This is a genomic window from Halarchaeum sp. CBA1220, assembly GCF_003721175.2.
Taxonomy (GTDB): Archaea; Halobacteriota; Halobacteria; order Halobacteriales; family Halobacteriaceae; genus Halarchaeum; species Halarchaeum grantii.
In genome coordinates this window covers 163,112-188,401 of the sequence record NZ_CP054708.1, presented here as the reverse complement: position 1 = coordinate 188,401, position 25,290 = coordinate 163,112, and the positions used below count along the sequence as shown (strand labels likewise).

General features: G+C 72.2%; 21 protein-coding genes. 8 read left to right on the top strand and 13 right to left on the bottom strand.

The features are described 5' to 3' along the window. Positions 1–38: 38 nt before the first annotated feature. Positions 39–209: a hypothetical protein gene (locus tag EFA46_RS11400; RefSeq protein WP_158604272.1), complete on the bottom strand. Its 171-nt coding sequence runs from the start codon at positions 207–209 to the stop codon at positions 39–41. A 132-nt stretch (positions 210–341) separates the two neighbouring features. Here EFA46_RS11400 and EFA46_RS11395 point away from each other — a divergent pair, with 132 nt between their 5' ends. Then, positions 342–791, top strand: coding sequence for a universal stress protein (locus EFA46_RS11395; protein ID WP_123077542.1), 450 nt, complete (start codon positions 342–344; stop codon positions 789–791). On the opposite strand, the gene EFA46_RS11390 is transcribed toward EFA46_RS11395, so the two are convergent. Beyond that, positions 788–1,792, bottom strand: a complete 1,005-nt coding sequence (locus EFA46_RS11390; protein ID WP_123077540.1) for a DMT family transporter — start codon at positions 1,790–1,792, stop codon at positions 788–790. The two genes, EFA46_RS11395 and EFA46_RS11390, sit on opposite strands and share 4 nt — an antisense overlap. A 146-nt stretch (positions 1,793–1,938) precedes the next feature. Here EFA46_RS11390 and EFA46_RS11385 point away from each other — a divergent pair, with 146 nt between their 5' ends. Further along, positions 1,939–2,730 carry a winged helix-turn-helix domain-containing protein gene (locus EFA46_RS11385; RefSeq protein WP_123077538.1) on the top strand — a complete coding sequence of 264 codons (792 nt, stop codon included), beginning with the start codon at positions 1,939–1,941 and terminating at the stop codon, positions 2,728–2,730. 43 nt (positions 2,731–2,773) lie between these two features. On the opposite strand, the gene EFA46_RS11380 is transcribed toward EFA46_RS11385, so the two are convergent. Further along, entirely contained in the window at positions 2,774–4,684 is a 1,911-nt protein-coding gene (locus tag EFA46_RS11380; protein WP_123077536.1) for an ABC transporter ATP-binding protein, read from the bottom strand. A 94-nt stretch (positions 4,685–4,778) separates the two neighbouring features. On the opposite strand from EFA46_RS11380, the gene EFA46_RS11375 reads away from it, so the two are divergent. Continuing rightward, on the top strand, positions 4,779–5,690 hold the full coding sequence (locus EFA46_RS11375) for an NAD-dependent epimerase/dehydratase family protein (protein ID WP_123077534.1): 912 nt from the start codon (positions 4,779–4,781) through the stop codon (positions 5,688–5,690). Between the two features lie 15 nt (positions 5,691–5,705). Here the strand turns inward: EFA46_RS11375 and EFA46_RS11370 are convergent, their stop codons facing one another. Both EFA46_RS11370 and EFA46_RS11365 read right to left on the bottom strand, forming a co-directional pair. Then, positions 5,706–6,467, bottom strand: coding sequence for a histidine kinase (locus EFA46_RS11370; RefSeq protein ID WP_123077532.1), 762 nt, complete (start codon positions 6,465–6,467; stop codon positions 5,706–5,708). 1 nt (position 6,468) lies between these two features. Further along, on the bottom strand, positions 6,469–8,703 hold the full coding sequence (locus EFA46_RS11365) for an ATP-binding protein (RefSeq protein ID WP_123077530.1): 2,235 nt from the start codon (positions 8,701–8,703) through the stop codon (positions 6,469–6,471). Positions 8,704–8,794: 91 nt separating this feature from the next. On the opposite strand from EFA46_RS11365, the gene EFA46_RS11360 reads away from it, so the two are divergent. Continuing rightward, positions 8,795–9,502, top strand: coding sequence for a hypothetical protein (locus EFA46_RS11360; RefSeq protein ID WP_123077528.1), 708 nt, complete (start codon positions 8,795–8,797; stop codon positions 9,500–9,502). Here the strand turns inward: EFA46_RS11360 and glmM are convergent, their stop codons facing one another. Beyond that, entirely contained in the window at positions 9,503–10,834 is a 1,332-nt protein-coding gene (gene glmM / locus EFA46_RS11355; protein WP_123077526.1) for a phosphoglucosamine mutase, read from the bottom strand. Between the two features lie 75 nt (positions 10,835–10,909). On the opposite strand from glmM, the gene EFA46_RS11350 reads away from it, so the two are divergent. Both EFA46_RS11350 and EFA46_RS11345 read left to right on the top strand, forming a co-directional pair. Continuing rightward, positions 10,910–12,757, top strand: coding sequence for a HAMP domain-containing sensor histidine kinase (locus tag EFA46_RS11350; protein ID WP_158604271.1), 1,848 nt, complete (start codon positions 10,910–10,912; stop codon positions 12,755–12,757). A 46-nt stretch (positions 12,758–12,803) separates the two neighbouring features. Further along, on the top strand, positions 12,804–14,819 hold the full coding sequence (locus EFA46_RS11345; RefSeq protein WP_123077522.1) for a hypothetical protein: 2,016 nt from the start codon (positions 12,804–12,806) through the stop codon (positions 14,817–14,819). 33 nt (positions 14,820–14,852) lie between these two features. Here the strand turns inward: EFA46_RS11345 and EFA46_RS11340 are convergent, their stop codons facing one another. From EFA46_RS11340 to EFA46_RS11330, 3 genes are all read right to left on the bottom strand, one after another. Continuing rightward, positions 14,853–15,611, bottom strand: coding sequence for a glycosyltransferase family 2 protein (locus tag EFA46_RS11340; RefSeq protein ID WP_255494118.1), 759 nt, complete (start codon positions 15,609–15,611; stop codon positions 14,853–14,855). Between the two features lie 74 nt (positions 15,612–15,685). Then, positions 15,686–16,624 carry a glycosyltransferase family 2 protein gene (locus EFA46_RS11335; protein WP_123077520.1) on the bottom strand — a complete coding sequence of 313 codons (939 nt, stop codon included), beginning with the start codon at positions 16,622–16,624 and terminating at the stop codon, positions 15,686–15,688. Further along, positions 16,621–17,832, bottom strand: a complete 1,212-nt coding sequence (locus EFA46_RS11330; protein WP_123077518.1) for a glycosyltransferase — start codon at positions 17,830–17,832, stop codon at positions 16,621–16,623. Before EFA46_RS11330 ends, EFA46_RS11335 begins: the two co-directional genes overlap by 4 nt. 105 nt (positions 17,833–17,937) lie before the next feature. Here EFA46_RS11330 and EFA46_RS11325 point away from each other — a divergent pair, with 105 nt between their 5' ends. Together EFA46_RS11325 and EFA46_RS11320 are read left to right on the top strand one after the other, a co-directional pair. Then, on the top strand, positions 17,938–18,753 hold the full coding sequence (locus EFA46_RS11325) for a polysaccharide deacetylase family protein (RefSeq protein ID WP_123077516.1): 816 nt from the start codon (positions 17,938–17,940) through the stop codon (positions 18,751–18,753). A gap of 15 nt (positions 18,754–18,768) precedes the next feature. Beyond that, positions 18,769–19,998 (top strand): hypothetical protein, encoded by a 1,230-nt coding sequence (locus tag EFA46_RS11320; protein WP_176969882.1) that lies wholly within the window; start codon positions 18,769–18,771, stop codon positions 19,996–19,998. Here EFA46_RS11320 and EFA46_RS11315 read toward each other — a convergent pair. The 4 genes from EFA46_RS11315 to EFA46_RS11300 all read right to left on the bottom strand — a co-directional run bounded on the left by EFA46_RS11315 (position 19,995) and on the right by EFA46_RS11300 (position 25,288). Then, complete coding sequence (locus tag EFA46_RS11315) at positions 19,995–21,149, bottom strand: hypothetical protein (RefSeq protein ID WP_123077514.1); 1,155 nt, start codon at positions 21,147–21,149, stop codon at positions 19,995–19,997. The two genes, EFA46_RS11320 and EFA46_RS11315, sit on opposite strands and share 4 nt — an antisense overlap. Continuing rightward, positions 21,150–22,376 (bottom strand): bifunctional sugar-1-phosphate nucleotidylyltransferase/acetyltransferase, encoded by a 1,227-nt coding sequence (gene glmU / locus EFA46_RS11310; protein WP_123077512.1) that lies wholly within the window; start codon positions 22,374–22,376, stop codon positions 21,150–21,152. 97 nt (positions 22,377–22,473) lie between these two features. Then, on the bottom strand, positions 22,474–23,706 hold the full coding sequence (locus tag EFA46_RS11305) for a glycosyltransferase 87 family protein (protein ID WP_158604270.1): 1,233 nt from the start codon (positions 23,704–23,706) through the stop codon (positions 22,474–22,476). A gap of 271 nt (positions 23,707–23,977) precedes the next feature. Beyond that, the gene (locus EFA46_RS11300) at positions 23,978–25,288 is read right to left on the bottom strand and encodes a hypothetical protein (RefSeq protein WP_123077508.1); all 1,311 of its coding nucleotides are present in this window, start codon (positions 25,286–25,288) and stop codon (positions 23,978–23,980) included. Between the last annotated feature and the right edge of the window lie 2 nt (positions 25,289–25,290).

Sequence of the window (25,290 nt, the reverse complement as noted above, 5' to 3'; positions counted from 1 at the left end):
GCGCGGCGGGAGCGCCGCCTGCGAGAGGCGGCCGCGAGTCAGCGCGACTCCTCCTCGGCGTCCATCCCGAGTTCCTCGCGCGCGAGTTCGATGCCCTGCGTGACCTGCGTCTCGCTCACGCTCGTTCGCTTGCTTATCTGCGCCGCGACGTCGTCCTCGTAGCCGTCGATGGCGTCGAGGAGCGTGCGGAGTGCGTCCGTGAGCTGCATACCGCGTCGTCGGCGCCGCGCGCGTGAAAAAGTGACGGCACGCCCGCCGTCGTCACTCGACGACGGCGTCGGTCTCACCGGGCGGCGACGGCCACCCACCGTTATTTGCGCGGGGGGCGAACTCCCGGCGTGATGTACGAGCGAATCCTACTCGCCACGGACGGGACGGTCGCCTCCGAGAACGCCGAGTCGCACGCGATAGAGCTCGCGGCGGCCCACGACGCGACGCTGCACGTCCTCTACGTCGTCGACGAAGACGTCTATCAGGCCTACAGCGGCGACGAGTACGTGGACGAGGCCGAAGGGCCCGAGCACGGGCTGGCCGAGCACGGCCGCGAGGCCATCGCGGCGGTGCGCGAGGCCGCCGAGGACGCGGGCGTCGAGGTCGTGGAGGCGCTCGAACGCGGCGAGCCCGCGAACACCATCGTGGACTACGCGGAAGAGGCGGACGCCGACGTGCTCGTCCTCGGGACGAAGCGCCGCCCCGACGAGTACCGCGCGCTCATCGGGAGCATCACGGACCGCGTCCTTCGCCTGAGCACGCGCCCGGCGGTCGTGGTGAAGACGGAGACGGCGGACTAGTCGGACTCGAAGCCGCGCGGGGCGTCCTCGAACTCGACGCCGAGGGCGTCGTCGCGGCGGCCGGCGGGGAGGCGCTCGCGGAGGGCGGCCGCGAGCGCATCGACGTCGAAATCGGCGTCGACGGCGTCACTCCCGAGGACGGCGAAGCCGGCGAAGACGACGAGGAAGCCGACGACGGTGAGCGTCGTGACGGTCTCGCCGAGGAGCGCCCACCCGCCGGCGGTGGCGACGACGGGCACGAGGTAGAAGACGAGGTTCGCGCGGATGGCGCCCGTCGTGTCGAGGAGGCCGAAGTAGGCGATGTAGGCGATGGCGCCGGCGAAGACGCCGACGTACGCGAGCGCGAGAAGCGCCTGCGGCGTCCACGCGACGGCGGCGAGCGATTCGCCGCTCGCGAGGCTGAGGCCGTGGCAGAGGAGCGCGCCGATGGGGAGCCCCCACGCGGTCCGCACGCTACTGGAGAGGTCGCTGTCCGCCCAGCGGATGAGGACGCTCCCGAGCGCGCCGGCGATGGCGCCCGCGAAGACGAGGAGCTTGCCGGGGCCGCCCGCGAGGAAGCTCGCGGGGTCGGGGTTGACGACGAGGCCGACGCCGAGCAGGCCGACGAGGAGGCCGACGGCGCCGCGCCGCGAGAGGCGTTCCTCGGCGAGGAGGAGGCCCGCGAAGACGGGCGTGAGGATGGGGTTGAGGCTGAAGACGACGGCGGCCACGGCGCTCGAGGCGTACTGCTGGCCGACGAAGAGGAGGGCGTTCGTGAGGCCGATGGAGAGCGCGCCGGTGGCGAGGATGCCCGCGAGGTCGCCGCGCGTGCGCGGCACGAGGGCGTCGCGGTGCGCGTAGACGACGTAGGCGGCGAGCGCGACGGCGGCGACGTCGAAGCGGAACGCGACGAAGAGCAGGGGCGGGAAGAACGCGAGGCCGAACTTGGTGGCGACGAACGTCCCACCGAAGAGGAGGCTCGCGGCACCGAACGCGGCGAGCGTGCGCGTAGAAGCGGTCATACTCCTAGAGAGGGCGCACAGCGGGATAGTCTCGGTTAGAAAACGTTGTGCGCGGAGAAACTCGCGCGCGACGCGACAGCCGCGCACGCCGTGAAAGAGTTTCACGGTGCGAAAGGCGTTTAGGGCGACGAGGAGGAAGGTGGCGTATGGAGTCAGCGCTGGAGGACGTGGAGTTCCTCGCTCGCTCGCCGAACCGCGTCGAGGTGCTGTGTCTCCTCGCGCGCGGGCGCCACACGCGCACCGCACTCGCCGAGGAGACGGGCGCCTCGCAGGCGACGCTCGGGCGCATCCTCACCGACTTCCAGGAGCGCGCGTGGGTCAGACGCGCCGGGAGCGAGTACGTCGCGACGGCCACCGGCCGCCTCGTCGCCAGCGCCCTCGGCGACCTCCTCGACAGCCTCGAGACGGAACGCGAGCTCCGCGACGTCGTCGACTACCTCCCGACGCACGCGATGGACTTCGACCTCGGTCACCTGAAGGACGCCACCATCACGTTCCCGAGCGAGACGCGCCCGGACGCGCCCGTGAAGCGCGTCGTCGACCTCATCAGGGAGGCCGAGGACGTGACGGTGTTCTCCCACGCGTTCAACGAGCGGAGCCTCGCGGCCGTCCACGACCGCGTCACCGCCGGCGACGCCACCTTCCGCGCGGTGTTCTCCGAGCACGCCGTCGCCGCGCTCGCGGACGCCCCGGACCTCCGCGCGCGCCTCAAGGACCTGCTCGCACACGACGCCGCCGACGCCCGCGTCCACGGGGAGGGCATCCCGCTCGCCGTCACCATCGCCGACGAGACGGTCCACATGCTGCTGCGCGACGAGAACGGCGTCCTGCAGGCCTCGCTCGACACCGACGACGACGCCGTGCGCGCGTGGGCGAGCGACACCTTCGACCACTACTGGCGGAGCGCCGCCCCCCTCGAGGCGTCGGCCCTCGAGTAGGGCGCGACGGGAGTGAACGGGAGCGTGCCGTCCACGACGGCCGTCAGTCGTCCGCGACGCTCGCGTCGGCCGCGTCGTCGTCGACCTGCGCCTCCCAGAGGTCGGCGTACCCGCCCGCGTTGGCGAGGAGCGTCTCGTGCGTGCCGGTCTCGGTCACGCGGCCGTCCTCCATGACGACGATGCGGTCGGCGTCCCGAATCGTCGAGAGGCGGTGCGCGATGACGAACGCCGTGCGGTCCTCGATGAGGCGCTCGAGGCTCTCCTGAATGAGCTCCTCCGTCTCCGTGTCGACGTCGGAGGTGGCTTCGTCGAAGACGATGATGGCGGGGTCGTTGAGGAGGGCGCGCGCGATGGCGAGGCGCTGGCGCTGGCCGCCCGAGAGCTTCACCCCGCGCTCGCCGACGAGCGTGTCGTACCCTTCGGGGAGGTCGGTGATGAACGCGTGGGCTTCGGCGGCCGTCGCGGCCTCCACGACCGCCTCGCGCGCGTCCGCGTCCACGTCCTCCCCGTGCCACTCGGCGTCGAGGACGTCCGCGTCGCCGTACGCGATGTTCTCCGCGACCGTCCCCGAGAAGAGGTAGGGGTTCTGCTCGACGACCGCGATCTCCGAGCGGAGCGCCGCGAGGTCGTACTCGCGGACGTCGACGCCGTCGACGCGCACCGCGCCCCGGTCGGGGTCGTGGAAGCGCGGGAGGAGCTTCAGGAGCGTGGACTTCCCCGCGCCCGAGGTGCCGGCGAGGCCGACCGTCGCGCCCGCCGGAACGTCGAGGGAGACGTCACGGAGTACGGGACGCTCGTCGTAGGCGAACGTCACGTCGTCGTACGCGACGTCGCCCTCGACCGAGTCGGGGCGATAGGGGTCGTCGGGTTCGGTGATCGTCGGCTCGCGACCGAGCACGCCGAAGACGCGTTCTGCGCTCGACTTCGCGAGCTGGTACTTGTTCGCGGACTTGCCGACGCGGCGCATCGGCGAGTAGAGCCGGCGGAGGTAGAGGAAGAAGAGCGCGAACGCCCCGGCGGAGAGCGCACCGGGCGCGCCGGTGACGATGTCCGTCCCGCCGATGTAGAGCACGAGCACGAAGACGACGCCGGTGAGCAGGCGGAGGCCTGCGAAGAACGCCCGGCGGACGCGCAGCGCCGCGACCTTCTCGTCGTGATAGGCCTGCGACTGGGCGGCGACGCGTTCGCGCTCGAAGTCGTAGCGCTCGAAGGCCTTGATGACGGCGGCGCCGCCGAGGTTGTTCTCGAGGCGCGTGTTGAGGCGCGCGACCGTCTCGCGGATCGACGTGTAGCGGGGCTCGATCCACGTCAGGAAGCGCCCGCTCGCGAGGCCGATGATGGGGACGGGCGCGAGCGCGATCAGCGCGAGCTTCGGCGAGTAGAGCCAGAGGATAGCGCCGATGCCGCCGACGGTCGCGACGACGCGGATGAGCTGGCGGAACTCCGTGTTCAGGAACTTCTCGAGGCGGTTGATGTCGCTGTTGAGAATCGACATCATTCCCCCCGTCTGGTGGTCGACGAAGAAGTCCATCGAGAGGTGCTGGAGGTGGTCGTAGGTGTCGTCTCGGAGGTCGCGCTGGACCTTCTGCGCGGTCGACTGGAGGAGGTATCTGGAGGCGAAGCGCGTCACCGAGCGGACGAGGTAGGCGAGGACGGCGACGGTGACGAGGCGTTCGAGGAGGGCGAGGCGGGCGGCCTCGGTCGTGATCGAGGCGGCGGGCAGGAGACCGGCGTCCGCGAGGAGGCCGGGGGTGCCGGACCCGAGGACGACGCGGTCGATTGCCGCCGCGACGACTATCGGCGGGACGAGGCGCGCGAAGCGCGTGCAGAACGACGCGAGCACGCCGGCGGTGAGGCGCTTCCAGTAGGGGCGCGCGTACGCGAGGAGGCTCCGCATCGGGTGGCCGTCGACGTTCTCGCGGACGTGCTCGAAGCCACCGTGTTCGTCTGCCATGTACTCGTCGTGTCGGTGTCGCGCGCCAAAAGCCCGGGGCTTCCGGTACCGTGCGCGGCGACGCCTATTTCGCCCCGCGCGCGGAAGAGCGCGTATGGACACGCTCACGGACGCGACGGTGCTCGTCACGGGCGGCGCGGGATTCATCGGGAGCCACCTCGTCGAGGCGTTCGCGCCCGAGAACGACGTCCGCGTCTTCGACGACTTCTCGAACGGGGCGCGCGCGAACCTCCCGGACGGCGTCGCGGTCATCGACGGCGACGTCCGCGACGCGGACGCGCTCGCCGAGGCGATGGACGGCGTGGACGTCGTCTTCCACGAGGCCGCCATCGTCAGCGTCTCCCGGTCCGTCGACGCGCCCGAGGAGACGCACGCCGTGAACGTCGACGCGACGCTTTCGGTCCTCGAACGGGCGCGCGACGAGGACGCCCGCGTCGTCGTCGCGTCCAGCGCCGCCATCTACGGCGCGCCCGAGACGACGCCCATCACCGAGAACGCACGAAAAGAGCCGAGTTCGCCCTACGGCCTCGAGAAGCTCAGCGTCGACCACTACTGCCGGCTCTACAACGACCTCTACGGCCTCGACACCGTCGCGTTGCGCTACTTCAACGTCTACGGGCCGCGACAGTCGAGCGGGCCGTACGCCGGCGTCATCACGAGCTTCGTCGAGCAGGCGCGCGCGGGCGGCCCCCTGCGCGTGCAGGGCGACGGGACGCAGACGCGGGACTTCGTCCACGTCTCCGACGTCGTGCAGGCGAACCGCCTCGCCGCCACCACCGACCACACGGGCGAGGCGTTCAACGTCGGCACCGGTCGCGCGGTCGAGATACGCCAGCTCGCGACGCTGATCCGCGACGTCGTCGACCCCGGCGTCGAAGTCGAGTTCGGCGACGCGCGAGCGGGCGACATCCGCGCGAGCGTCGCGGACGTCTCGAAGGCCCGCGAGCGACTCGGCTACGACCCCGGCGTCGCGCTCGCGGACGGCCTCGCCGACCTCGTCGCGTGAGGCGGGCGGCCGGCCTCACATCGTCTCGGCGACGTAGGCGTCGATTGCCGTGACGCGCTCCGGCCGGTACGTCCAGAACCCGCGCCACTCGTTTCGCCCCGTCTCGTACGCGACGAGCGCGGCGTGCTCGCCGTCGTCGTCCGCCGGGACGTGCACGACGAACCACGCCCGCCGGAAGTCCTCGCCGTAGCCGCCGTGCGTCGTCACGCCGAGGTCGCGCGGCGGCGTCCAGTCCGGGATGCCGTAGACGTGCGTGTCGACGCCCGCGTCCGAGACGAGCGAGTAGACGTCGCGCGTGCCGCGCTCGTCGTCGAGGCGGGAGAGGCGCTGGAAGGACGACCGGAGCGTGCCCGCGCCCGCCGTCCACGCGAGGTGCTCGACGTGTCGCGAGACCGTGACCAACAGGAGTTTCTCCGTGTGCGATGCGGGGAAGCCGCGGAGCGAGAAGGGGACGTCGTCGAGACCGTCGAGAACGGCCGGGAGGTCGATGTCGGGGAGCGAGCGCGCGCCCGACGTGTAGAGGTCGGAGTTCACGGTGAGGACGCAGTCCCGAAGCGCGGACAGCGGCGACGTGGCGACGATGTCGCTGTCGATGACGAGCGCCACGGTGTTCGCGTCGACGTCGCCGAGCTCGCGCTCGGACACCGTCACCGACTGGTCGGCGAACAGCCCCTCAAGCATCGACTGCACCGGGCGCGGGGCGTCCCGGTTCACCACCACGAGGGCGTGCTCGGCGGGCTCCACCTCCGGGATGAACGACGCGATTGTGTCGGGCATGCTACGTCACGTCCACGTCCGTGATCTCGAAGCGCGCGCCGCCCTCGGGGCCGTCCGTCACGTCGACGCGCCAGCCGTGGCCGTCGACGATCTCGCGGACGATGTGGAGGCCGAAGCCGGAGCCGCTCTCGACGGTGGAGACGCCGCGCTCGAAGACCTCCGCGCGGAGATCGGCGGGGATGCCGGGACCGTCGTCCGTCACGGCGAAGCCGCCCTCGAGCGCCGTGACGCGGACGGTCACGTCCGGCCCGCCGTGCTCGATGGCGTTCGAGAAGAGGTTCTCGAGGAGCTGCTGGAGGCGGTCCGGGTCGGCGACGACGGTCCCGAGGTCGTCGCCGACGGCGAGCGCGGCCGACGACCCGTCCTCGACGGTCGCCCACGCGCGCTCGACGGCGTCCCGGAGCGCGACCGGCTCGGTCTCCCCAATCTCCTCGCCCTCGCGAGCGAGATAGAGCAGGTCGTCGATCAGCCGCCCCATCCGCTCGTGGGCGTCCCGAACGCGGTCGAACTGCTCGGGGTCGCCGTCCTCGCGCGCGAGTTCGAGATAGCCCTGCGCCACGGAGAGCGGGCTTCGGAGGTCGTGGCTCACCATCGACGCGAACTCCTCGAGGCGCTCGTTCTGCGCTTCGAGCTCCGCCGTGACCTGGTCGCGTTCGAGCTCGTAGCTCACCCACTGCGCGAGCAGTTCGACGAACGTCCGCTCGGCCTCCGAGAAGGCGTCCGCGCGCGGCTCGGTGCCCGCGAAGCAGAACGTCCCGTAGAGCTCGCCGTCGACGAGGACCTTCGAGCCGACGTAACACCCGAGGTCGAAGCGCTCGTAGGCGGGGTCGCTCGAGAGCCCCTCGAGGGTGGCGTTCTGCACGGTGACGAGCTCCTCGCGCGTGATCGTCTTCCGGCAGTACGCCTCCGAGAGCGGGCACGACTCGCCCGGCTGGAGGAGTTCGTGGTCGCCACACGCCGCGACGATGTGCTGGGTGTCCCCGTCGATCTCCGTGAGGAAGCCGTACGGGACGCCGAGGAACTCGCGGCCGACGTCGAGGAGCCGGCGGATCTTCGTCTGGAACCCCATCTCGCGCGTGGCGATTATCTCGTATATCTCCCGGAGGGTGTCGCGCTCGGTCAGCAGCTGCTCCTCGAGGCGCTCGCGCTCGGTGACGTCGCGGAGCACGGAGAGGTGCTCGCCGGGCGAGATTTCGGCCGTCGCCGCGTACTCGACGATGCGGCGCTCGCCGTCCGGTCGCAGGAGCGGGAACGTCCCCCGGTCGAGGCCGCCCTGCTTGAACGCCTCCCACTCGGCCCCGAAGTCGTAGTCGGCGGGGGCGAAGTCGGAGACGTGCGAGCCGAGCAGTTGCCCGCGCGGGAGGCCGAACAGTTCGACCGCGCTCCGGTTGGCCTCGACGTACGTCCCGCCGTCGTCCGCGATCACCATCGCGTCCATCGCCTGCTCGAACGCGGTCCGGTAGCGCGCGCGCTCGTGGTCGCCGGAGACCCGCTCGGCGAGCGCGCGGACGATGACCACGGTCGCGTCCTGCCCGCCCCACGAGACGGCGCGGCGCGTCACGTCCGCGGGGAACGCCGTTCCGTCGAGCGCGCGAATCATGCGGCGCTCCCACGTGACGCCCGCGTCGGTCGCGCGCTCGTCGTCGTCAGCGTCGGCGGACCCGAGGAGCGCGGCGACGGAGTGACCCCGGAGGGCGTCGTCGTCGGCGGCGCCAAATTGGTCGACGGCGGCGGCGTTCGCGAAGACGCAGTCGCCGTCGACGCCGACGAGTATCGCGTCCGGTGAGGCCTCGAGGACGGTCCGTGCGACGTCCGGGGACCCCGTGGTCGGCGGCCGCGCCCGGTACTGGTCGACGGCGGCGCGGACGCGCCGCGCGAGGGTCGCGTACGGGTCGTCGTTCGCGTCCCTGCGGACGTAGTCGGTCGCCCCCGCCGAAATCGCGTCGCTGGCGACCGCTTCGCTGCCGCCGGCGGTGAAGAGGATGAACGGGAGGTCCGGGTGGGTCGCGCGGACGGCTTCGAGGAACTCGATCCCGTCCATGCCCGGCATGTCGTAGTCGCTGACGACGCAGTCGACGTCGCCCGCCTCGAGTCGCGTCAGGCCCGCCCTCGCGCTCGTGGCGACGGTCGTGGTGATGCGGTCGTCGCTGCGTGCGACGCGCTCGCCGACGAGAGCGGCCATATCGGGCTCGCCGTCCACACAGAGCACCGATATCGGTCCGCTCCGGTCAGTCATGCGACGACGTAGCGTCCCATCGCTAATACCTGTTGTGCCCTCGACAACCGCGTCCCAAGGCGTTTTGTGCCGGCGCGAGATAGCCGCCGACGTGTCCCCGACCACGCAGTCCCTCCACGACGCGACCCCGAGCGCGCGCCGTGCTCTCCGCGCCGCGCTCTCGTTGCTCCCGTCCGCGCCCGGTATCGTCGTCGCCTACGCCGGCCTCGCGCTCGTCACCGCCGTCTCGAACACCGTCGCCAACCTCGTCTCGGCGGCCGTCCTCGGTGCCGCAATCGTCGTCGCTGCGGGCGCGCTCGGCCTCGACACCGACGTCCAGAACTCACTCGGCGTCCGGCTCCTGCTCGCGGTCATCGCCGCCATCGTCGCCGGGGTCGCCATCATCATCGGCTTCGTCTTCCTCGTCCTCCCCGGCGTCTACCTCGCCGTGCGGCTCCGCCTCGTCGTCGCCGCCGTCGTCCTCGAGGACTGCGGGCCGCTCGAAGCGCTCGGCCGGAGCCTCGAGTTGACGGCGGGAGAGGGCTGGACGGTCCTCGGCGTCTGGCTCGCCACCACCCTCCTCAACGCGGTCGCCGCGAGCGCCGCCATCCTCCTCCTGCTCGGCGACGTCCCCGACCTCGGCACGCGCGCCGGTCTCGTCGCGCTCCAGAACGCCCTCCCGCTCGGCGCCGCGCTCGGAACGTTCGTCTCCGGCCCCGTCACCGCCGCCTCGGACGCCGTCCTCTACGGCTGGTTCGCGGACGCGATGCCGGACGAGGACGCGTCGAACGCGGGCGCGAGCGGCGTGCGGGCGCCCTGATCAGGCCGCGTCGTCGAGCATCGCGTTCGCCTCCGCGAACACCGCGTCGGCGCGCTCGTCGCTCCGCGCTTCGGCGGTGACGCGGACCATGGGCTCCGTGCCGCTCGGCCGGAGGAGGAACCACGCGTCGCCGAGGTCGACGCGGACGCCGTCGAGGGCGTCGACGTCGTCGTACGTCTCCGAGACCGCCCGGCGTACGCGCTCCATCACGGCGGTCTTGTCGGCGACCGCGCGGGTGTCGCGGCGGATCGGGTACGATTCGAGCGCGGCGAGCCGGTCGTCGAGGCCGGGGCCGTTCGCGACGAGTTCGACGAGCTTCGCGGCGGCGAGCGGGCCGTCCGGGCAGAGCGTCTCCTCCGGGAATATCCACGCCCCGCTGGGTTCGCCGCCGAAGACGACGTCGTCCGCGACGGCGCGCTCGGCGACGTAGACGTCGCCGACGCGGGTGTGCACGAGCTCCGCGCCCACCTCTGCGAGCGCGTCGTCGACGAGGAGGCTGGTGTCGACGGGCGCGGCGACGCGGTCGCCGTCGCCCGCGAACGACCGCGCGAACACCGCGAGGAGCGCGTCCCCGGCGACGAACGCGCCGTCGCCCGTGACCGCCATCATGCGGTCGGCGTCGCCGTCGTGCGCAATGCCGAGGTCGGCGTCCGAGGCCGCGACGAGGTCGCAGAGCGACTCGCAGTTCGCCGCCGTCGGCTCGCTCGGTCGGCCCGGGAAGCGCCCGTCGGGGTTCGCGTTCAGCGTCTCCACCGCACAGCCGAGTTCGATGAGCGCGTCGACGGACGCCGCGCCCGCGCCGTTCCCGAGGTCGACGACGACCGTGGGCGCGTCGTCGGGGTCGACGTCGACCGCGTCGACGATGGCGTCGACGTGGCGCTCGCGCGCACCGGGGCGGTCGCGGCGCGCGCCCGTGGCGTCCCAGTCGGCGTACTCGAACGCCTCGGCGACGAGGCGGTCCGTGAGCGCGTCCTGCATCGGCGAGTCGAACGCCTGCCCGGAGGGCTGCCAGAGCTTCAGGCCGTTGTACTCCGGGGGATTGTGCGAGGCGGTGACGGCGACGCCCGCGTCCGCGCCCTCCCACGCGACGCTCCGCGCGACCGTCGGCGTCGAGGCCGGCCCGAGGTCGACGACATCACAGCCGCACTCGGCGAGGCCGGCGGCGAGCGCGTCCAGCAGGAAGGTCCCGCTCGGTCGCGGGTCGCGCCCCACCACCACCGTCTCGGCGTCGGCGGCGAGCGCGCGCCCGACGTTCAACGCGAGGTCGGCCGTGAGGCCGTCGCCGACGCGCTCGCGGATCCCGCTCGTCCCGAAGTACTCACGGCGTTCCATGCGGCCACCGAGGGGGCGCGGGCACCTATGCGTTTGCCCATCAGGCTTTTCGCCGCCGACACGAATGATTCGGTAGTGACGTCTTCCCTGCGACGGCGCGTCGCGGTACTCGTCGTTGCGTGCCTCGGACTGGTGCTTCTCGGGCCGCCGGTCTTCGACATCCTCGACGACTGGCTCCGCCCGCCGTTCAAGCCGCTGTGGACGACGCTGATCGAGAACGGGATCGGCGTCGTGCTCGCGGGGACGCTTCTCGCCGGGAGCCTCTGGCTCTACCGGCAGGACTGGGAGGACGAGTACGTCTCGAGCGCCGCCATCTGGGTGCTCGTCGTCGTCGTCGGTCACGCCCTCGTCATGGGGTGGATACTCTACGTGCAGGTCGTCCTCCAGAACGACATCAAGCCGTACATCATCGCGATGGACAGCATCGTCCTGAGCGCGGACGTCGCGCTCGCCGTCGGCATCTACAACGCCCGGAGCAAGCGCACCCGCGACACGCTCGAACGGGAGCGCGACCGGCTCGCCGCGCTCTTCGAGAACTCGGACGACCCCATCGCGACGGTCCGCTTGAGCGACGGCACCGTCGAGACGGCCAACGAGGCGTTCCGCGCGCGCTTCGGCGACGACGCCGCGCCGATACTCGACGCCGCGCCGCGCCCGATTCCGGACGGCGGCACCGCCGTCCGTGCGGTGAGCGACGAGACGGTCGAGTACGAGTGGGGCGGCCGCGACGGCGAGCACGACTACCTCGTCAGCGTCACGCCGATCCACGAGGAGGACGGCCGGTCGCGGCGCGCGCACGTCCGCGTCGCCGACATCACCGAGCAGAAGGCGCTCGCCCGCGAGCAGGAGGCCCGCGAGCGCCTCGAACACCTCCACCGAGTCGCCTCCGACCTCGCGTCCGCCGACGACGAGCGCGACGCGTTCGACCGGACGCTGAACGCGCTGCGCGCGACGGTCGACTTCGACGCGGCGTGTATCGTCGTCGACGGCGAGGTGGTGGCGAGTCGCGGGGCGACGGCGGTCGTGGACCGCGACGGCATCGAGCGCGTCCAACCGGGCGCGGTCCCGACCGACGGCGGCGCGCTCACGCGGACGACCGAGGACGGCCGGCGCACACTCACCGTCCCCATCGGGGACGACGCCGTCCTGCAGGCCGCGCTCGACCACGGCTCGTTCCGCGAGTCGCAGGTGACGGCCGCCGAACTCCTCGGGACGCACCTGCGGGAGACGCGGCGCCGGCTCGCCCGCGAGGACCGCCTGCGCGACCAGCGCGAGCGCCTCGAACTCCTCAATCGGACGTTCCGCCACGACCTCCTCAACGACGTGAACGTCATCTCGGCGCGCGCGACGCTCCTCGAGGAGTTCGTCGACTCGGGCGGCGAGCGCTACCTCGAGACGATAGGCGAGCGCGCCGACGACATGGACGAACGCATTCAGACGATGCGCTCGCTGATGCAGGCCGTCGAGGGCGACGACCACGACCTCGCGCCCGTCCCGCTCGCGGAGACCGTGAAGGGCGAGGTCGACCAGGCGCGCGACGCGCACCCGAGCGCGGCTTTCGAGGTGGAGACGCCGCTCCCGTCGCTGACTGTGCGCGCGGACGAACTGCTCGGCGACGTCTTCGAGAACCTGCTCGCGAACGCCGTCGAGCACAACGACGCGGACGCCCCGCACGTCCGCGTGTCGGCGGAGCGGGAGGGCGACGACGTCGTCGTCACCGTCGCCGACAACGGCTCGGGCGTCCCCCCGGAGCGCCGGGACGAGATCTTCGAGCTCGGCGAGAAGGGCGAGGAGAGCGGTGGGACGGGCGTCGGCCTCAACATCTGCGAGCGCGTCGTCGCGTCCTACGGCGGCGAACTCGACGTCGGCGACGCCGACCTCGGCGGCGCGGCGTTCACGGTCCGCCTCCCCGTCGCGACGTAGCGCCGTCACCGGCAGGGTTTTGCCGCCCCCGTGGGACGTCTCGGGCATGCTCTCGCGGCGCCGCGCCCTCCTCGTCCTCGCCGTCGTCGCCGTCGTCGCCGTCGCCGGCCTCCTCGGCGCGCTCGCCGCCCTCGAGGTGTTCGCGCTCCCGACGGCGATCCGCTCGGGGTACGCGCTCGGCGGCGCGCTCCTCGCGTGCGTGGCGTACGCCGCGACCCGACGGCGCCACTCCGGCCGGGACGCGCTCCTCCCCGCCTCGGTCGCCTCGAAGCTCGTCGTCGCGCTCGGCGCCGCCTGCGCGTTCGCCGTCGTCGAACTCGACGCGCGCGTCCTCCCGGTCGCCGCCTTCCTCCTCGTCGCGTACGCCCTCGTCGCCGACCAGCTCGCCGGCGACCCCGAACCGGCGTCGGTGCTCCTCGCGCTCGCGACGTGCTTCTTCGTCCCCGCCTACGCGAAATACCGAACCACGGGGTTCTACTTCGGCGGCACCGACACGTTCGCGCACGTCGACGCGCTCCGCCGCCTCCTCGCGACCGGCGCGAGCTCGGCCATCCCCTACGGCTACGACCTCTTCCCCGTCTTCCACGTCTACACGGGGACGGTCGCGCTCTTCTCCGGCCTCGGTTTCTACGACGCCATCGTCCTCACGGGAATCGTCGCCTACACCGCGCTCGTGCCCGTCGTCTACCTCGTCGGCGTCCGCCTCCTCGGCGACTCGCGGACCGCGCTCTGCGTCGCCGCCGCGTTCACCGTCCTCGACCTCCCCGCCTACTACGCGGTCTACTTCTTCCCGCAGTCGTTCACGCTCGGCCTCCTCCTCGTCGGCTTCTACGCCGTCCTCGCGCTCCGGGCGAGTCGACACACGAGTCGCGTCCGCGAGCACGCCACGTACGCCGTCGTCCTCGTCGCGACGCTCGTCCTCACCCACCACCTCACGTACGTCCTCCTCGGCGGCGTCCTCCTCGGCCTCGCCGTCGTCGCCGCCCTCCGCGCACGCCTCCCCCGACTCGTCGGCTGGGACGCCCTCGCGAGCGAGCGCGGCGCGTGGCGTCGCCTCCGATACCGCTTCCCGGTCTACCTCGGCGTCCTCGGCGTCCTCGCCTACCTCGTCTACTCGCCGAGCCTCATCCTCTACGCCATCGTCGGCCTCACCGCCCAGATATTCACGGACACCGTCACCGCCGCCGTCTCCGTCGTCTTCACCTACGGCGTGGCGCTCCCCGAGGACTCCGTGGCGCGCGCGGTCGGCTGGCTCGCGACGCCCGTCGGAGTCTACTACACGCTCGGCTGCGGCGTCCTCCTCCTCGGCGCCTACGAGTTCCTCGACCGCGCGGAGTCCTACGCGCGCGCCGCGACCGTCCTCGTCGGCGCCACCGGCCTCGCGGTGCTCCTCCTCCCGCTCCCGGTCAGCCTCCCGCAGGGCGAGCGCCTCCAGTTCGTCGTCGTCCTCCTCGCCGTCCTCCCGTTCGGCCTCGGCATCGCGCGCCTCCTCCGCGCGCCGCGCCGCCACGCCCCCGTCGTCCTCGCCGTCGCACTCGTCGTCGTCGCCGCCTTCGGCGCGAGCGGGGCGTTCACGCGCGCGACCGCCGACGACCTCGGCCACGACGCCGGCGTCTACGTCGAGCAGCGGAGCGTCCAAGTGGCGATGAGCGACGCCGAGTACGCCGCCGTCGGCGACGCCGCGCGCTTCCTCGCACGCTACGCACCACCGAACGCCACCGCGAGTTCGGACGTCGTCACGCGCCGCGCGTTCGCGTCCGTCCCCGGCTACGGCGGCGGGGTCGCGGGCGTGAACGCGAGCGCGCGCGGCGTCACCGCACCCCCCGGTTACGTCGTCACGCGCGAGGCGTGGACGGACTCCTTCGTCCCGACGGCGGAGAGCGACGTCGCCGTCTCCGCGAAACTCCAGTGGTACACCGTCTCCGACGCGCGCTATCGCGCGAGCGTCGCGACCCACGACCGGGTGTTCAGCGCCGCCGGCACGAGCGTCCTCCGAGGGCGAGGGGACTATCGGCTGTTCGGGAACGGCACCGTCCCCGTGACGGGCGGGCCGGGCGGCTAGCTCGGGGACGCGCGAGGACCGGAACCGCGCCGCTCAGAGCGGGAGGTACGTCCGCAGGAAGCCGAGGAGGGCGTAGGGGTGGGGCGTGATGCGGAGCGCGCGCAGGAAGTACTCGCGGGCGCGCGCCGACTCGCCGGCGGCCGCGTACGCCCGCCCGACGTCCGCGTACACCTGCGTGTAGTAGGTGGGGAGGTAGGGCTGGGCGTCGGGGACGCGCTCGCTCACGCGGTAGCCGAAGCGCTTTGACTGCGTGAGGTACGCCTCGGCGTCGATGCCCCGGCCCGTGACGCTCCCCGCGTGGTCGCGGTGCGTCGTGAGGTCCGGTCGGAGGCAGACGCCGGCCTCCGTCGCGGCCTCGAGGACGTAGAGGAGGTCCTCGCCGCGCGAGAGGTCGCGGTCGAACGTCGCCGTGACGCGCGCGGTGTCGACGAGCACGGAGGACATGAGCGTGGTGAGGTCGCCGACGAAGACGTCGTGGACGAAGTCGTCCATCGTCCGCGGGTCGCCCTCGACGCAGAGACCGACGCCCGCGTCCGCCATCGCGTCGAGTTGGCGCCCGAGTTTCTCCGCGTGCCACGTGTCGTCCGCGTCGAGGAAGGCGACGTGGCGGTGTGTGGCGCGCTCGAGGCCCTCGTTGCGCGCGGCCGCCGGCCCGTCCTCGCCCCCGACGACGACGAGCTCCGTCTCGACGGACTGGGAGTCGACGGACGCCGTCGCCTCCTCGAACATCCACGCCGGCGTGTACTCCTCGCTGTACGGGACGACGACCGAGACGGGCGGGTGGTCGGGCACGGGCGTTCGCGTGAGGGGAGGGCGGGACGCCACTTAGTCGCTCGCACCCGAACGCCGACGAGCGCCGCCCCGGCCTACGCGCGGAGCGCCACGCGAATCCCGCCGAGCGTCCACCACGCGAGGCGCGCGAGGTTCCCCGGGTCGGCGAGCGCGCGCGCGTCGAGGTGGCGCGCGGCCGCGCGGAAGCGCCCCTCGTGGAGGTAGTGGCCGACGAGGCCCATTCTGTGTATCCGCTCGACGTCGACGCCGCGCTCGCGGAGGGCGGCGACGAGGTCGGCGTTGCGCTCGAGGTAGCGCCGGTCGTTGCGCGCGTAGGCGTCGGCGGGCGCGTCCCCCGAGTAGTGGACGAGCGCGAGTTGCTCGGGGACGTGCGCGAGCTTGCCGCGCGCGAGCACGCGGAGGACGAGGTCCCAGTCCTCGTAGATGCTGAGACCCTCGTCGAAGCGCACGTCGGCGAGCAACTCGCGCTCGACGAGCAGGGTCGACCCCGGACCCATGAACACCCGCATCGAGAGCAGGGCCTCCGCGAGTTCGCGCCCGCCCTCCCGAATCGCGTTCGCGCGGAAGACGCGCTCGGAGACGGCGGCGGCGATTCGCGCGCCCGCCGGGAGGTCGGCGCTCGCGTAGTCGCAGTACGCGCCCACCCAGCCCTCCCCCTTCGTCTCGAGGGCGGCGAGTTGGCGCTCGAGCTTCCGGGGGAGCCACTCGTCGTCCGAGTCGAGGAAGGCCACGTAGTCGCCGCGAGCCGCCTCGATGCCGGTGTTGCGCGCGGCGCTCACGCCGCGGTTCGTCTCGTGGGCGACGTAGCGGACGCGCGGGTCGTCGTAGGCCCGGACGACGGCGGCCGTGTCGTCGGGCGAGCCGTCGTCGACGACGACGACTTCGAGGTCCGCCATCGTCTGCGCGAGGGCGCTGTCGACCGCGCGCGGGAGGACGTCCGCCCGCCGGTACGCGGGGATCACGACGCTCACGCGCGGGGCGTCCGCGTCGCGTGTATCGTCGGTCTCGCTCATTCGGCCATCACGTCCCGGTGAATCTCGCGGACGCGCTCGGCGTGGCGCGCCCACGTCCAGTCGTTGGCGAGGAGGCGGCGGTGGCCGCGCTCGCCCATCGCGCGCAGGCCGTCGGGCGAGTCGAGGAGAGCGTCGATGGCGTCCGCGAGCGCGTCCGCGTCGCGCGGCGGGACGAGGAGGCCGGTCTCGCCGTCCGCGACCATCTCCGGGACGCCGCCGACGGCCGTCCCGAGGATGGGCGTCTCCGCCGCCATCGCCTCGTACATCACCGTCGGGCGCGCCTCGGTGTGACTCGGGTGGACGAGGAGGTCGGCGGCGACGTGCCAGCGCCGCACCGCCACGGGGTCCATCCGCCAGAAGGCGTGCGTCCCGTGGCGCATCTCGCCGAGTTCGTTCACGAACCACCACCGCAGGTCGCCGTCGTGCCCGATGGCCGCGAGGTAGACGTCCTCGCGCTCGAGTTGGTTCAGCGCCGCGACGAGTTCGCGCACGCCCTTCGCGGCCTCGAAGCGCCCGACGTAGAGGAGGACCTTCGTCTCGGGGTCGAGGCCGAGTTCGCGCCGGATGGCCTCGCGCCGGTCGGTCGGGAACTTCGACGGGTCCTCGCCGATGGGCACCGTCTCCACCTTCGAGGCGGGCGCGAAGCGCCGCGCGACCGCCGCGAGCTCGTCCGAGACGGTGAGCACCCGGCTCGCGTAGTCGATGGTCTCGCGGATCCGCGCCTGCACGTCGTCGGTGAACTCGTCGTAGTTCCGCAGGTCGCCCGCGTGCGTCATCGCGACGAGCGGGACGTCGTTCTCGCGGCAGTAGTCGAGCGCGCCGTAGCCGTCGAGGTAGACGCCGCAGGTGTGGACGACGTCGTGCGGCGTCTCGAACGTCTCCGGGACGAAACTCGAGAGCCGACGGCGCATCGAGTTCCCGGAGACGTGGTAGAAACGCGACTTCGGGAGCGCGTAGAGGAAGCGCGGATAGTGCACCCTGTACCGACCCCAGCGCTCGGTTCGCGGGACGTGTCTGTACTCCGAGTAGGGACCGACCGGGGGCGCGATGGGGGAGGGGGAGACGACGTCGAGGCCGACGCCCGCCTCGCAGAGCGCGTCCAGCGAGCGGTGGTTGAACGGCGTGCGGACTTGGAAGACGTGGCTCGGGTGCTCGACGGCGACCGCGAGCGCACGGTAATCGGCGGCGTCCGCGTCGGCCTCGGACATATCCACGCAATCGCCGACGCGGCGGATAACGCTTCCGGGGACCTCGCCGAGCGCGCGAGGGCGCACGGGGGTAGACGTTTACTCGCGCGGAAACGAGTGTGGCGCATGGACATTCCGGAGGCCGTCTCGGTGGGGAAGGAGGTCGTCTGGCGGACGATTGCGGAGGTGGACGCCCGCCTCGGCGTCGCGGCGCCGACTTCGCGGAACGTGGTGTTGATGTACCACTCCGTCGGCGGGAGCGCCGGGAACACCGACGGCCGCGTCGTCACCGTCGAGGCGTTCCGCGAGCTGCTCGCGTGGCTCGACGGCCGCTACGAGTTCGTCGACCTCCCGAGGGTGCTCGAGGCCGGCGGCGGCCCGCGCGTCGCCATCACGTTCGACGACGCCTATCGGAGCGTCCACCGTCACGCGCTCCCCGTCCTCTGCGAGTTCGACGCGCCCGCCACCGTCTACGTCATCGCCGACCGCGTCGGCGGAGCGACGGAGCGCGGCGTCCCCTACCTCACCGAGGCGCAGGTCCGGGACCTCGTCGCCGACGACCTCGTCACGGTCGGCAATCACACGCGCACCCACGCGCGGTTGAGCGCGCTCGACGAGGCCGCCCTCCGCGAGGAGGTCGTCGGCGCGAAGGACGCGCTCGAAGCGCGCTTCGACTGCGACGTCGAGCGCTTCTGCTACCCCTACGGCGACTACACGCCCCGCGTGGTCGACGTCGTCCGCGAGAGCCACGACTACGCGACGGCCGACTACGGGCACGTCGCGCCCGCGACCGACCCGCACCGAATCCCGCGCGTCGACGCCTCCCAGCCGCCCACGGTGGTGCGCTGGGAGCTCACGGGCGCCGCCGAGAGCCTCCGGCGGCGCGTCGGGGGCACCCCGCAGGGCGAAGGTTATGCCGATACGGGGACACGGATAGAGTAGTGTGTACTCGATGCCATGACCCGAGACCGCCGCGGCCCGCCGCGACGCTCCGTCCTCGGCGCGTCGCTCGCCGCCGCCCTCAGCGCCACCGCCGGGTGCGCGTCCCTCTTCGACGGCGGCGACGACGGGGACGGGGACGACGGGGGTGGCGTCGTGCCTGACGGCGCGCCGCTCACCGAGGGGGTCTTCGCCGCGCTCCGCGACGGCTACGTCGTCGCGATGGCGGACGCGCTCGACGGCGCGGTCTTCGACCCCGAAGCCACCGAGACGCCCGTGCAGGACGCGCTCGACGCCGTCGACGCCCGCGGCGGCGGCCGCGTCTACCTCCCGCCGACGCGCGTCACCGAGACCGGCCCCATCCGCCCGCACGCGAACACGGGCGTCGTCGGCTTCGGCATGAACGTCTCCGTCGTCGAAATCACCGGGACGGGAACCGACGGCGTGCGCTTCGACCGCCCGGCGTCCGTCCAGCGCGTCGTCCTCGACGGCTTCGAACTCAGGGGACCCGGAGTCAAGCGGGACACCGGCGTCGCCTGCCACTACGTCGGCGGAACCGGCGACCCCGCCGACGACCCCGCCGACGTCCACGTCGGCCGCCTCTACTGCCGGCGGTGGGCGAACAGCGTCCTCCGCGTCGAGGAGGGCGTCGGCCCCTTCCAGTGTCGCTACGACTTCCTCCGCGCGGACGACTGCGACGCCGGCGCCGAGCGCGCCCTCCTCGACTGGCGCTCCGCGTACGGGCCCGCGAACCGCTTCGGCACCGTCGTCGCCTATCCGACGGCGAGCGCGAGCGGGCGCTCGTCGACCATACTCGCGCAGGACGGGGGCGAACTCGCGTTCGGCGACCTCACGGTCGGCGGGACCGCCGGCGCGCTCGTCGCCCAGCGCGACGGCCGCCTCCACCTCGAGCGCGCCCACTGGGAGCCCGAACGCCAGCCCACGACGCCCGACGCGCTCGTCTCGCTCGCCGGAGAGGGAGCCACCCGCGTCGGCGACGTCGTCGTCGACGCCGGCCGCGTCCCCCACGTCTACGAACTCGGGAGCGGCTTCGCGAACAAGTTCCTGCTCGCGCCGGGCGCCGTGCGCGGGCGCGTCACCGACGCCGTCGTGCACGTCACGGGCGGCGCGGCGGCGGAAAGTCGCTCGTGGTACTTCGGCCCGCTCGCGGACGTCCGCGTCGACGGCGGCGTCGCGAACCGGGGCCGTCTGCGCGTCCTCGGCGACGCGGGCGACGGCGTCGCCTAAGCCCGGAACATCCCGATGGCCCAGTGATGGTCGCCCGTGGCCTGCCAGCCCAGCCCGGGGTTCCCGTCCACCGCGCACCACCACCCCTCGCCGTCGTACCACGGGTCGAACTGGTGGGCGAACCCGGAGCGCCAGCCGAGCGTCTCGTCGCTCGCGGACAGCACCGGCGTCTCGCTCGCCGGCCGGTCGCGGTAGGTGTCGGGCGTCAGCGCCGTGATCTCGTAGGCGCGCACCGCGCCGCCGTAGTGGTCGTTGCCGTCCTGGTAGAACGCGAGCACGCGGTCGTCGCGAACGACCGGCCGCCCGCCCGGCCGCCCGCCCGCAGGCCGCCCGGAGACGACGGGGTTCGCGTCGTGTGCCGTCCACGCGCCGTCGAGCGTCGTCGCGTGATAGGCGTGGACGTCGCGGCCGTCCCCGAGGAGCGCCCACCACCGGCCCTCCCAGCGGAAGAGCGTGGCGTCGTGGAGGTCGGCGGGCGGCGCGAGTATCTCGGCGACGCGCTCCCAGCCGTAGGGGAACTCGCGGGCGCGGTAGAGCGTCACGGGCGCGGGGTTCGCGGGGTCCTTCGACCACGCGTCCGGCACCATGTACTGCTCGCCGCGCCACCGGAAGACGTACGGGTAGGAGAGGTGGTCGTCCGTCGCGAGCACCACCCGGTCGTACGACCAGTCCGCGCCGTCCTCGCTCGTCGCGTGCGCGACGACGGCCGTCGGCTCCCGGTAGTGGGCGTACACCTCGAAGAAGCAGTGCCACTCGCCGTCCCCGCAGAAGAGGAAGGGGTCGGCGACGCAGTGCGCGCCCGTCACGTCCGTCACGTCCTCGACGGTCAACACCGGTTGGACGACGCCCGGCGCGGGCGCGGGCGAGAGCGGGTCCGACTCGGGTTCCTCGACCGGGTACGTCGGGACGTCCGGGCCGCCGTGGAGGCCGTCGAGGCGGCCGGCGTCCACGCGCCCGGGCCGGCGCTCCGTCCGCGTGTGGTGGAGGAGTTCGCCGACGCGCCACGCGAGATTTCCCACCGTCGGCGAGGCGCCGAGACGCGAGCGGAGCGCGCGGACGGCGGCGCTCGCGCCGCGCTCGCCCGACTCGCCCGTCCGCCCGCGCGGGTGGGTCGCTGGCGTCCCGTCGCCGCGCCGGCCGTCGCCCGCCATCTACTCGTCCCCGCGCTCGCGGCGGCCCCGCTCGCTGTCGGGGTCGAACGTGACCGTCTCGCCGGGGCGCGTCGCGCCGTCCGTCGGGAGCTTCACGCCCGCGTTCAGGCTCGTGTTGATGCCCGTCTTCGCGCCGTCGCCCAGTATCACGCCGAGCTTTCGGCGGCCCGTCGAGACCGCCTCGCCCTTCACGAGCATCTTCACCGGCCCGTCGTCGTGGCGGAGGTTCGCGACCTTCGTCCCCGCGCCGAGGTTCGTGTGACGACCCAGGACGCTGTCCCCGACGTAGTTGAGGTGGGGGGCGTGCGCGTCCGCCATCAGGACGCTGTTCTTCACCTCGACGCCGTGGCCGATCTTCCCGCCCGGCCCGAGGTAGGTCGCACCCCGGACGTAGGCGTTCGGCCCGACCGTCGCGCCCGCATCGAAGTAGGCGGGCCCCTCGACGACGACGCCGGAGCGAACCGTCGCGCCCGCCTCGACCACCACCGGCCCCGAGAGGTCGGCGTCGTCGTGGACGTCGCCGTCGATTCGCCCCTCGAGCTCGCCGAGCTTCCACTCGTTCGCCTCCAAGAGCTCCCACGGCCGCCCGACGTCCAGCCAGCGCTCGAACGCGACGGGCGCGACGCTGTACTCCTCGCAGGCCCGCGCGAGCACGTCCGTGAACTCGAGTTCGCCGCGCTCGGACTCCCCGACGTCGAGCCACGCCTTCGCCTCGGCCGGCAGGGCGTACGCGCCCGTGTTCACGAGGTCGCTCGGTGGCTCCGCGGGCTTCTCGACGACGCCCGTCACCCGCTCCCCGGCGTCGTCCGTGATGAGGACGCCATACTGCGTCGGGTCAGGTACCCGATAGGCGCCGACGGCGGGCGCGCTCTCGTAGAGCGCCGAGAGCGAGTCCTCATCGTAGAGGGCGTCGCCGTTCAGCACGACGAACGGCGCGTCGTCGAGTTTCGGAGACGCGGCGCGCACCGCGTCCGCCGTCCCGCGCTGCTCGGTCTGCGTCGCGTACTCGAGGTCGAGGCCCGCGTGCGTCTCGCCGAACTGCTCGCGCACCGAGTCGTCGTCCGACTGGACGACGAGGACGACGCGCGACGCGCCCGCCGCCGCGGCCGCCTCAACGGTGTGCGCGACGAGCGGCCGTCCCGCCACCGGGAGCATCGGCTTCAGCTGGCGGTCCGTCAGCGGCCGCATCCGCGTCCCGCGACCAGCAGCGAGAACGACTGTCTGCATGCCTCGACCATCGGCGACGGGATATAAAGAACCACGCGACCGCCGGGCGCGCGCGACGGCGACGCTCGAAGCGGAAGCCGAGAGGAATATCGGCGTCTCAGAAGAGCGTAGACCGCCGACCGAGCGTCAGCCACGTAGCGACACCGAGCACGCCGTGAAGCGGAACCGCGACGAGGAACACGGCCCACGCGACCTCGCCGACCGCCTGGGAGATATGGACTCCGAGTAAGGCGGCGAGCGGCCCGGCGAACCACGGCGACCCATCCGGAGCCGCCGTCGCATGGAGGGCGTTTCCCGCCATGATAGCGCTGCAGAGAACCGTCAGCCCGGCCGCGTACCACCGGAGCGCTCGTGCCGACGGGGATTCGTATCGGAGACCGACGTACGTCGCGCCGACGATCAGCGGAATCGGCCGATACGCCAGCCAGAGGGGGTACGTGTACGCCGCCGGGAGAAGCGGGAGGAGATACGCGATTTCCCAGTGCTCCCAGTCCACGACGAGGGCGAGCACGACCACGAGCAGGAGGGAGGCATCGAAGACCGTCGGCGCGATGCCGCTGAACCACCCGACACCGGAGACGTAGGTTATCCAGCCGAGGATGTTCGCCGTCGCGGTCGCCATCGGCGTCCCGGAGAGCCAGTAGATAGACGACAGCCCGTACGCGGTCGCCGTCCCCGCGAGAAACGCGAATACGGGGACCGTTCCCTCGATGATCTCCGCGGCGTGCTCTCGCTCACGGACGAGGAGCGGGACCAGCAGTAAGACCGGATAGATCTTGATCGCCGCTGCGAACGACACGAACAGCCCGGCGACACGATACCTCCCGGTTTCGACCCCGTAGAACAGTCCGATGACGCCCATCGCGAGCAATGACTCCGGCTGGCCGTAGACGACTGCGACGAACCACACGAGCGGGTTAAACAGGATCGCCGCGATCCAGGGTGTCTGCGCCGATTCCTCGGTGAAGAGTCGGGCACCGAGTGCTGCCGAGAGGACGAGCGCACCGACGAGGTAGGCGGTCACAGTCGCCGCCGAGAACGGGCTCATCTCAAGCAGGGTCGCGTCGGCGAGGTGAGGAAGCACGCGAGAGAGGAACGAAATCGGCGCCGAAAGCATCGCATAGAACAGTGGTGGGTAGACGCCTCCCGGCTCCTGTCCGAGGAACACCGCTCGCGCTTCGGCCAAGTACGTCGGGACGTCGTACGCGTTCCACGCGAATGCCCCGAGGAACGTCGACGCGTAGAAGTAAACCGCGAAAAGCGCGGCTCGACGTACACCGGCGGCTCCAAGTCCCAGAGCCGAGAGCCGGCTCCTCTCAACGACCGCCATCGCTCGGTCTGACAAGTTAGACATCAGGTATCGACGTGTGATGGTACACTACGCGAATCCCACTATCAAACCACGGGGATTCCGATTATCGGAGGCGGCCGCTGGAGTCAGGCCGTGAATCGTGGGCGTCGAGACGATGTCGACCCCGTTCGGGGACCGCTCCGTGTTCGCCACCGGTTCCGTCCGCAGAGCCACCTCCGTCGTCGATGCAGCCACTGCGCGGGTGTGACTCCCCGCGCGAAACCGCACCAGTCTCGAGGGGGCGCCCGCCTCACCCGAGCGGCGTCCCGGCTTCGCCGAGCGCGCGCAACCCCCCGGTGTTCGCCGAGGAGTGCGTGACGTCGACGTCGCTCGCGGCGCCCTCGTAGAACGACGGCTTCCCGGCGTCGTTGGGCGCGCTGAGGTTCACGACGTTCGTCGCGAGGCTCCCGCCGAGCCCGTAGTACGGCCCGAGCCGCTTGCGCGCGGGGCCGTTGCCGTTGTAGGCGTCGTAGCCGAGTTCGTAGACGTAGTCGGTGGTGCCCGTGATGTGCTTCACGTCGCCGATAGTTGCGGTGCCGTTGCCGAGGAGGCGCACGAGCGCGCTCGGCGTCGTGGGGTTCGAGGTCGGCTCCCAGTGGATGCTCTCGAAGCGCACCTGCGCGTCCCACGTCTGATGGAGGACGGTGCCGGCGCTCCCGCCCATCGTGAGGTAGTCGACGGTCTGCGTGCCGCCGCGCGTGAAGAACACCGTCGTGTTCTGCCCGCTCGACCCCGCGACGGGGTAGGCGGCGATGGTGCCGAACCAGTTCGCGGGCCCGTACCACGAGCGGAACTCGAAGAGGCCGTCCTCGTCGCCGGCGTCGCAGTCGTAGACCGTGATCTCCTCGTGGCGGCACTGGAAGGGGCCGACGCCCTCGTCGACGCGGTAGACGGAGTTCGTCCACCCCCAGAGGATGAGGCGGCCGATACGGAGGTTCTGCGTGTCGCCGTTCACGTGGTGGATGGCGACGCCGGAGTCCGTCCCGGTGCCGGGGCCGTTCAGCGCGAAGCCGTCGAGGTGCGCGTGGTCGACGCCGCCCGCCTCGTCGAAGACGATACCGTCGACGCCGGCGGGGGTGATGTTCACCTTCGAGATATCGGGCCCGAAACCCCGGATCTCGGTGTTGCTCGGGACGGTGATGCTCCCGGCTTCGCTGATGGGGTTCGGCGGGAGGCGGACGGTGCCGCCGCCGTTCGCGTCGAGGAGGTCGACGGCGTCCTGGACGGGCGTGTCCGTGTCGGCGGGGTCGACGGTCTGTGGCGCGGCGAGCTGGCGCGCGAGCACGACGAGGTTCCCCTTCACGAGCGCCTCGGTCACGCCGCCCGCGAGGTCGCTCGTCAGCGACCCGAGCGCGTTCCAGCTCGCGCCGTCCCCGACGTAGACACGACCCGTGTCGGTCGCGAGGAACTTGGAGTTCTCCTTGGGCGCGTAGTTCGTCCGGTTCGCGTCCGCGTCCCGGATCTCGACGTCGGCGTCGAGCGCCTCGAAGTTCGCGTTCAGCGGGACGTGCCAGTCGGTCGTGCCCTCGGCGGGCGTGTTGTAGCTGTGGTTCTCGGTCATGG

Bases quoted from the DNA above. Each gene is read 5' to 3' on its own strand.
- EFA46_RS11395 (WP_123077542.1), top strand. From the start codon at position 342: ATGTACGAGCGAATCCTACTCGCCACGGACGGGACGGTCGCCTCCGAG.
- EFA46_RS11300 (WP_123077508.1), bottom strand. From the start codon at position 25,288: ATGACCGAGAACCACAGCTACAACACGCCCGCCGAGGGCACGACCGAC.
- EFA46_RS11335 (WP_123077520.1), bottom strand. From the start codon at position 16,624: ATGAGCGAGACCGACGATACACGCGACGCGGACGCCCCGCGCGTGAGC.
- EFA46_RS11370 (WP_123077532.1), bottom strand. From the start codon at position 6,467: ATGCCCGACACAATCGCGTCGTTCATCCCGGAGGTGGAGCCCGCCGAG.
- EFA46_RS11380 (WP_123077536.1), bottom strand. From the start codon at position 4,684: ATGGCAGACGAACACGGTGGCTTCGAGCACGTCCGCGAGAACGTCGAC.
- EFA46_RS11390 (WP_123077540.1), bottom strand. From the start codon at position 1,792: ATGACCGCTTCTACGCGCACGCTCGCCGCGTTCGGTGCCGCGAGCCTC.
- EFA46_RS11305 (WP_158604270.1), bottom strand. From the start codon at position 23,706: ATGGCGGTCGTTGAGAGGAGCCGGCTCTCGGCTCTGGGACTTGGAGCC.
- EFA46_RS11330 (WP_123077518.1), bottom strand. From the start codon at position 17,832: ATGTCCGAGGCCGACGCGGACGCCGCCGATTACCGTGCGCTCGCGGTC.
- EFA46_RS11400 (WP_158604272.1), bottom strand. From the start codon at position 209: ATGCAGCTCACGGACGCACTCCGCACGCTCCTCGACGCCATCGACGGC.
- EFA46_RS11375 (WP_123077534.1), top strand. From the start codon at position 4,779: ATGGACACGCTCACGGACGCGACGGTGCTCGTCACGGGCGGCGCGGGA.
- EFA46_RS11320 (WP_176969882.1), top strand. From the start codon at position 18,769: ATGACCCGAGACCGCCGCGGCCCGCCGCGACGCTCCGTCCTCGGCGCG.
- EFA46_RS11365 (WP_123077530.1), bottom strand. From the start codon at position 8,703: ATGACTGACCGGAGCGGACCGATATCGGTGCTCTGTGTGGACGGCGAG.
- EFA46_RS11315 (WP_123077514.1), bottom strand. From the start codon at position 21,149: ATGGCGGGCGACGGCCGGCGCGGCGACGGGACGCCAGCGACCCACCCG.
- glmU (WP_123077512.1), bottom strand. From the start codon at position 22,376: ATGCAGACAGTCGTTCTCGCTGCTGGTCGCGGGACGCGGATGCGGCCG.
- glmM (WP_123077526.1), bottom strand. From the start codon at position 10,834: ATGGAACGCCGTGAGTACTTCGGGACGAGCGGGATCCGCGAGCGCGTC.
- EFA46_RS11385 (WP_123077538.1), top strand. From the start codon at position 1,939: ATGGAGTCAGCGCTGGAGGACGTGGAGTTCCTCGCTCGCTCGCCGAAC.
- EFA46_RS11325 (WP_123077516.1), top strand. From the start codon at position 17,938: ATGGACATTCCGGAGGCCGTCTCGGTGGGGAAGGAGGTCGTCTGGCGG.
- EFA46_RS11345 (WP_123077522.1), top strand. From the start codon at position 12,804: ATGCTCTCGCGGCGCCGCGCCCTCCTCGTCCTCGCCGTCGTCGCCGTC.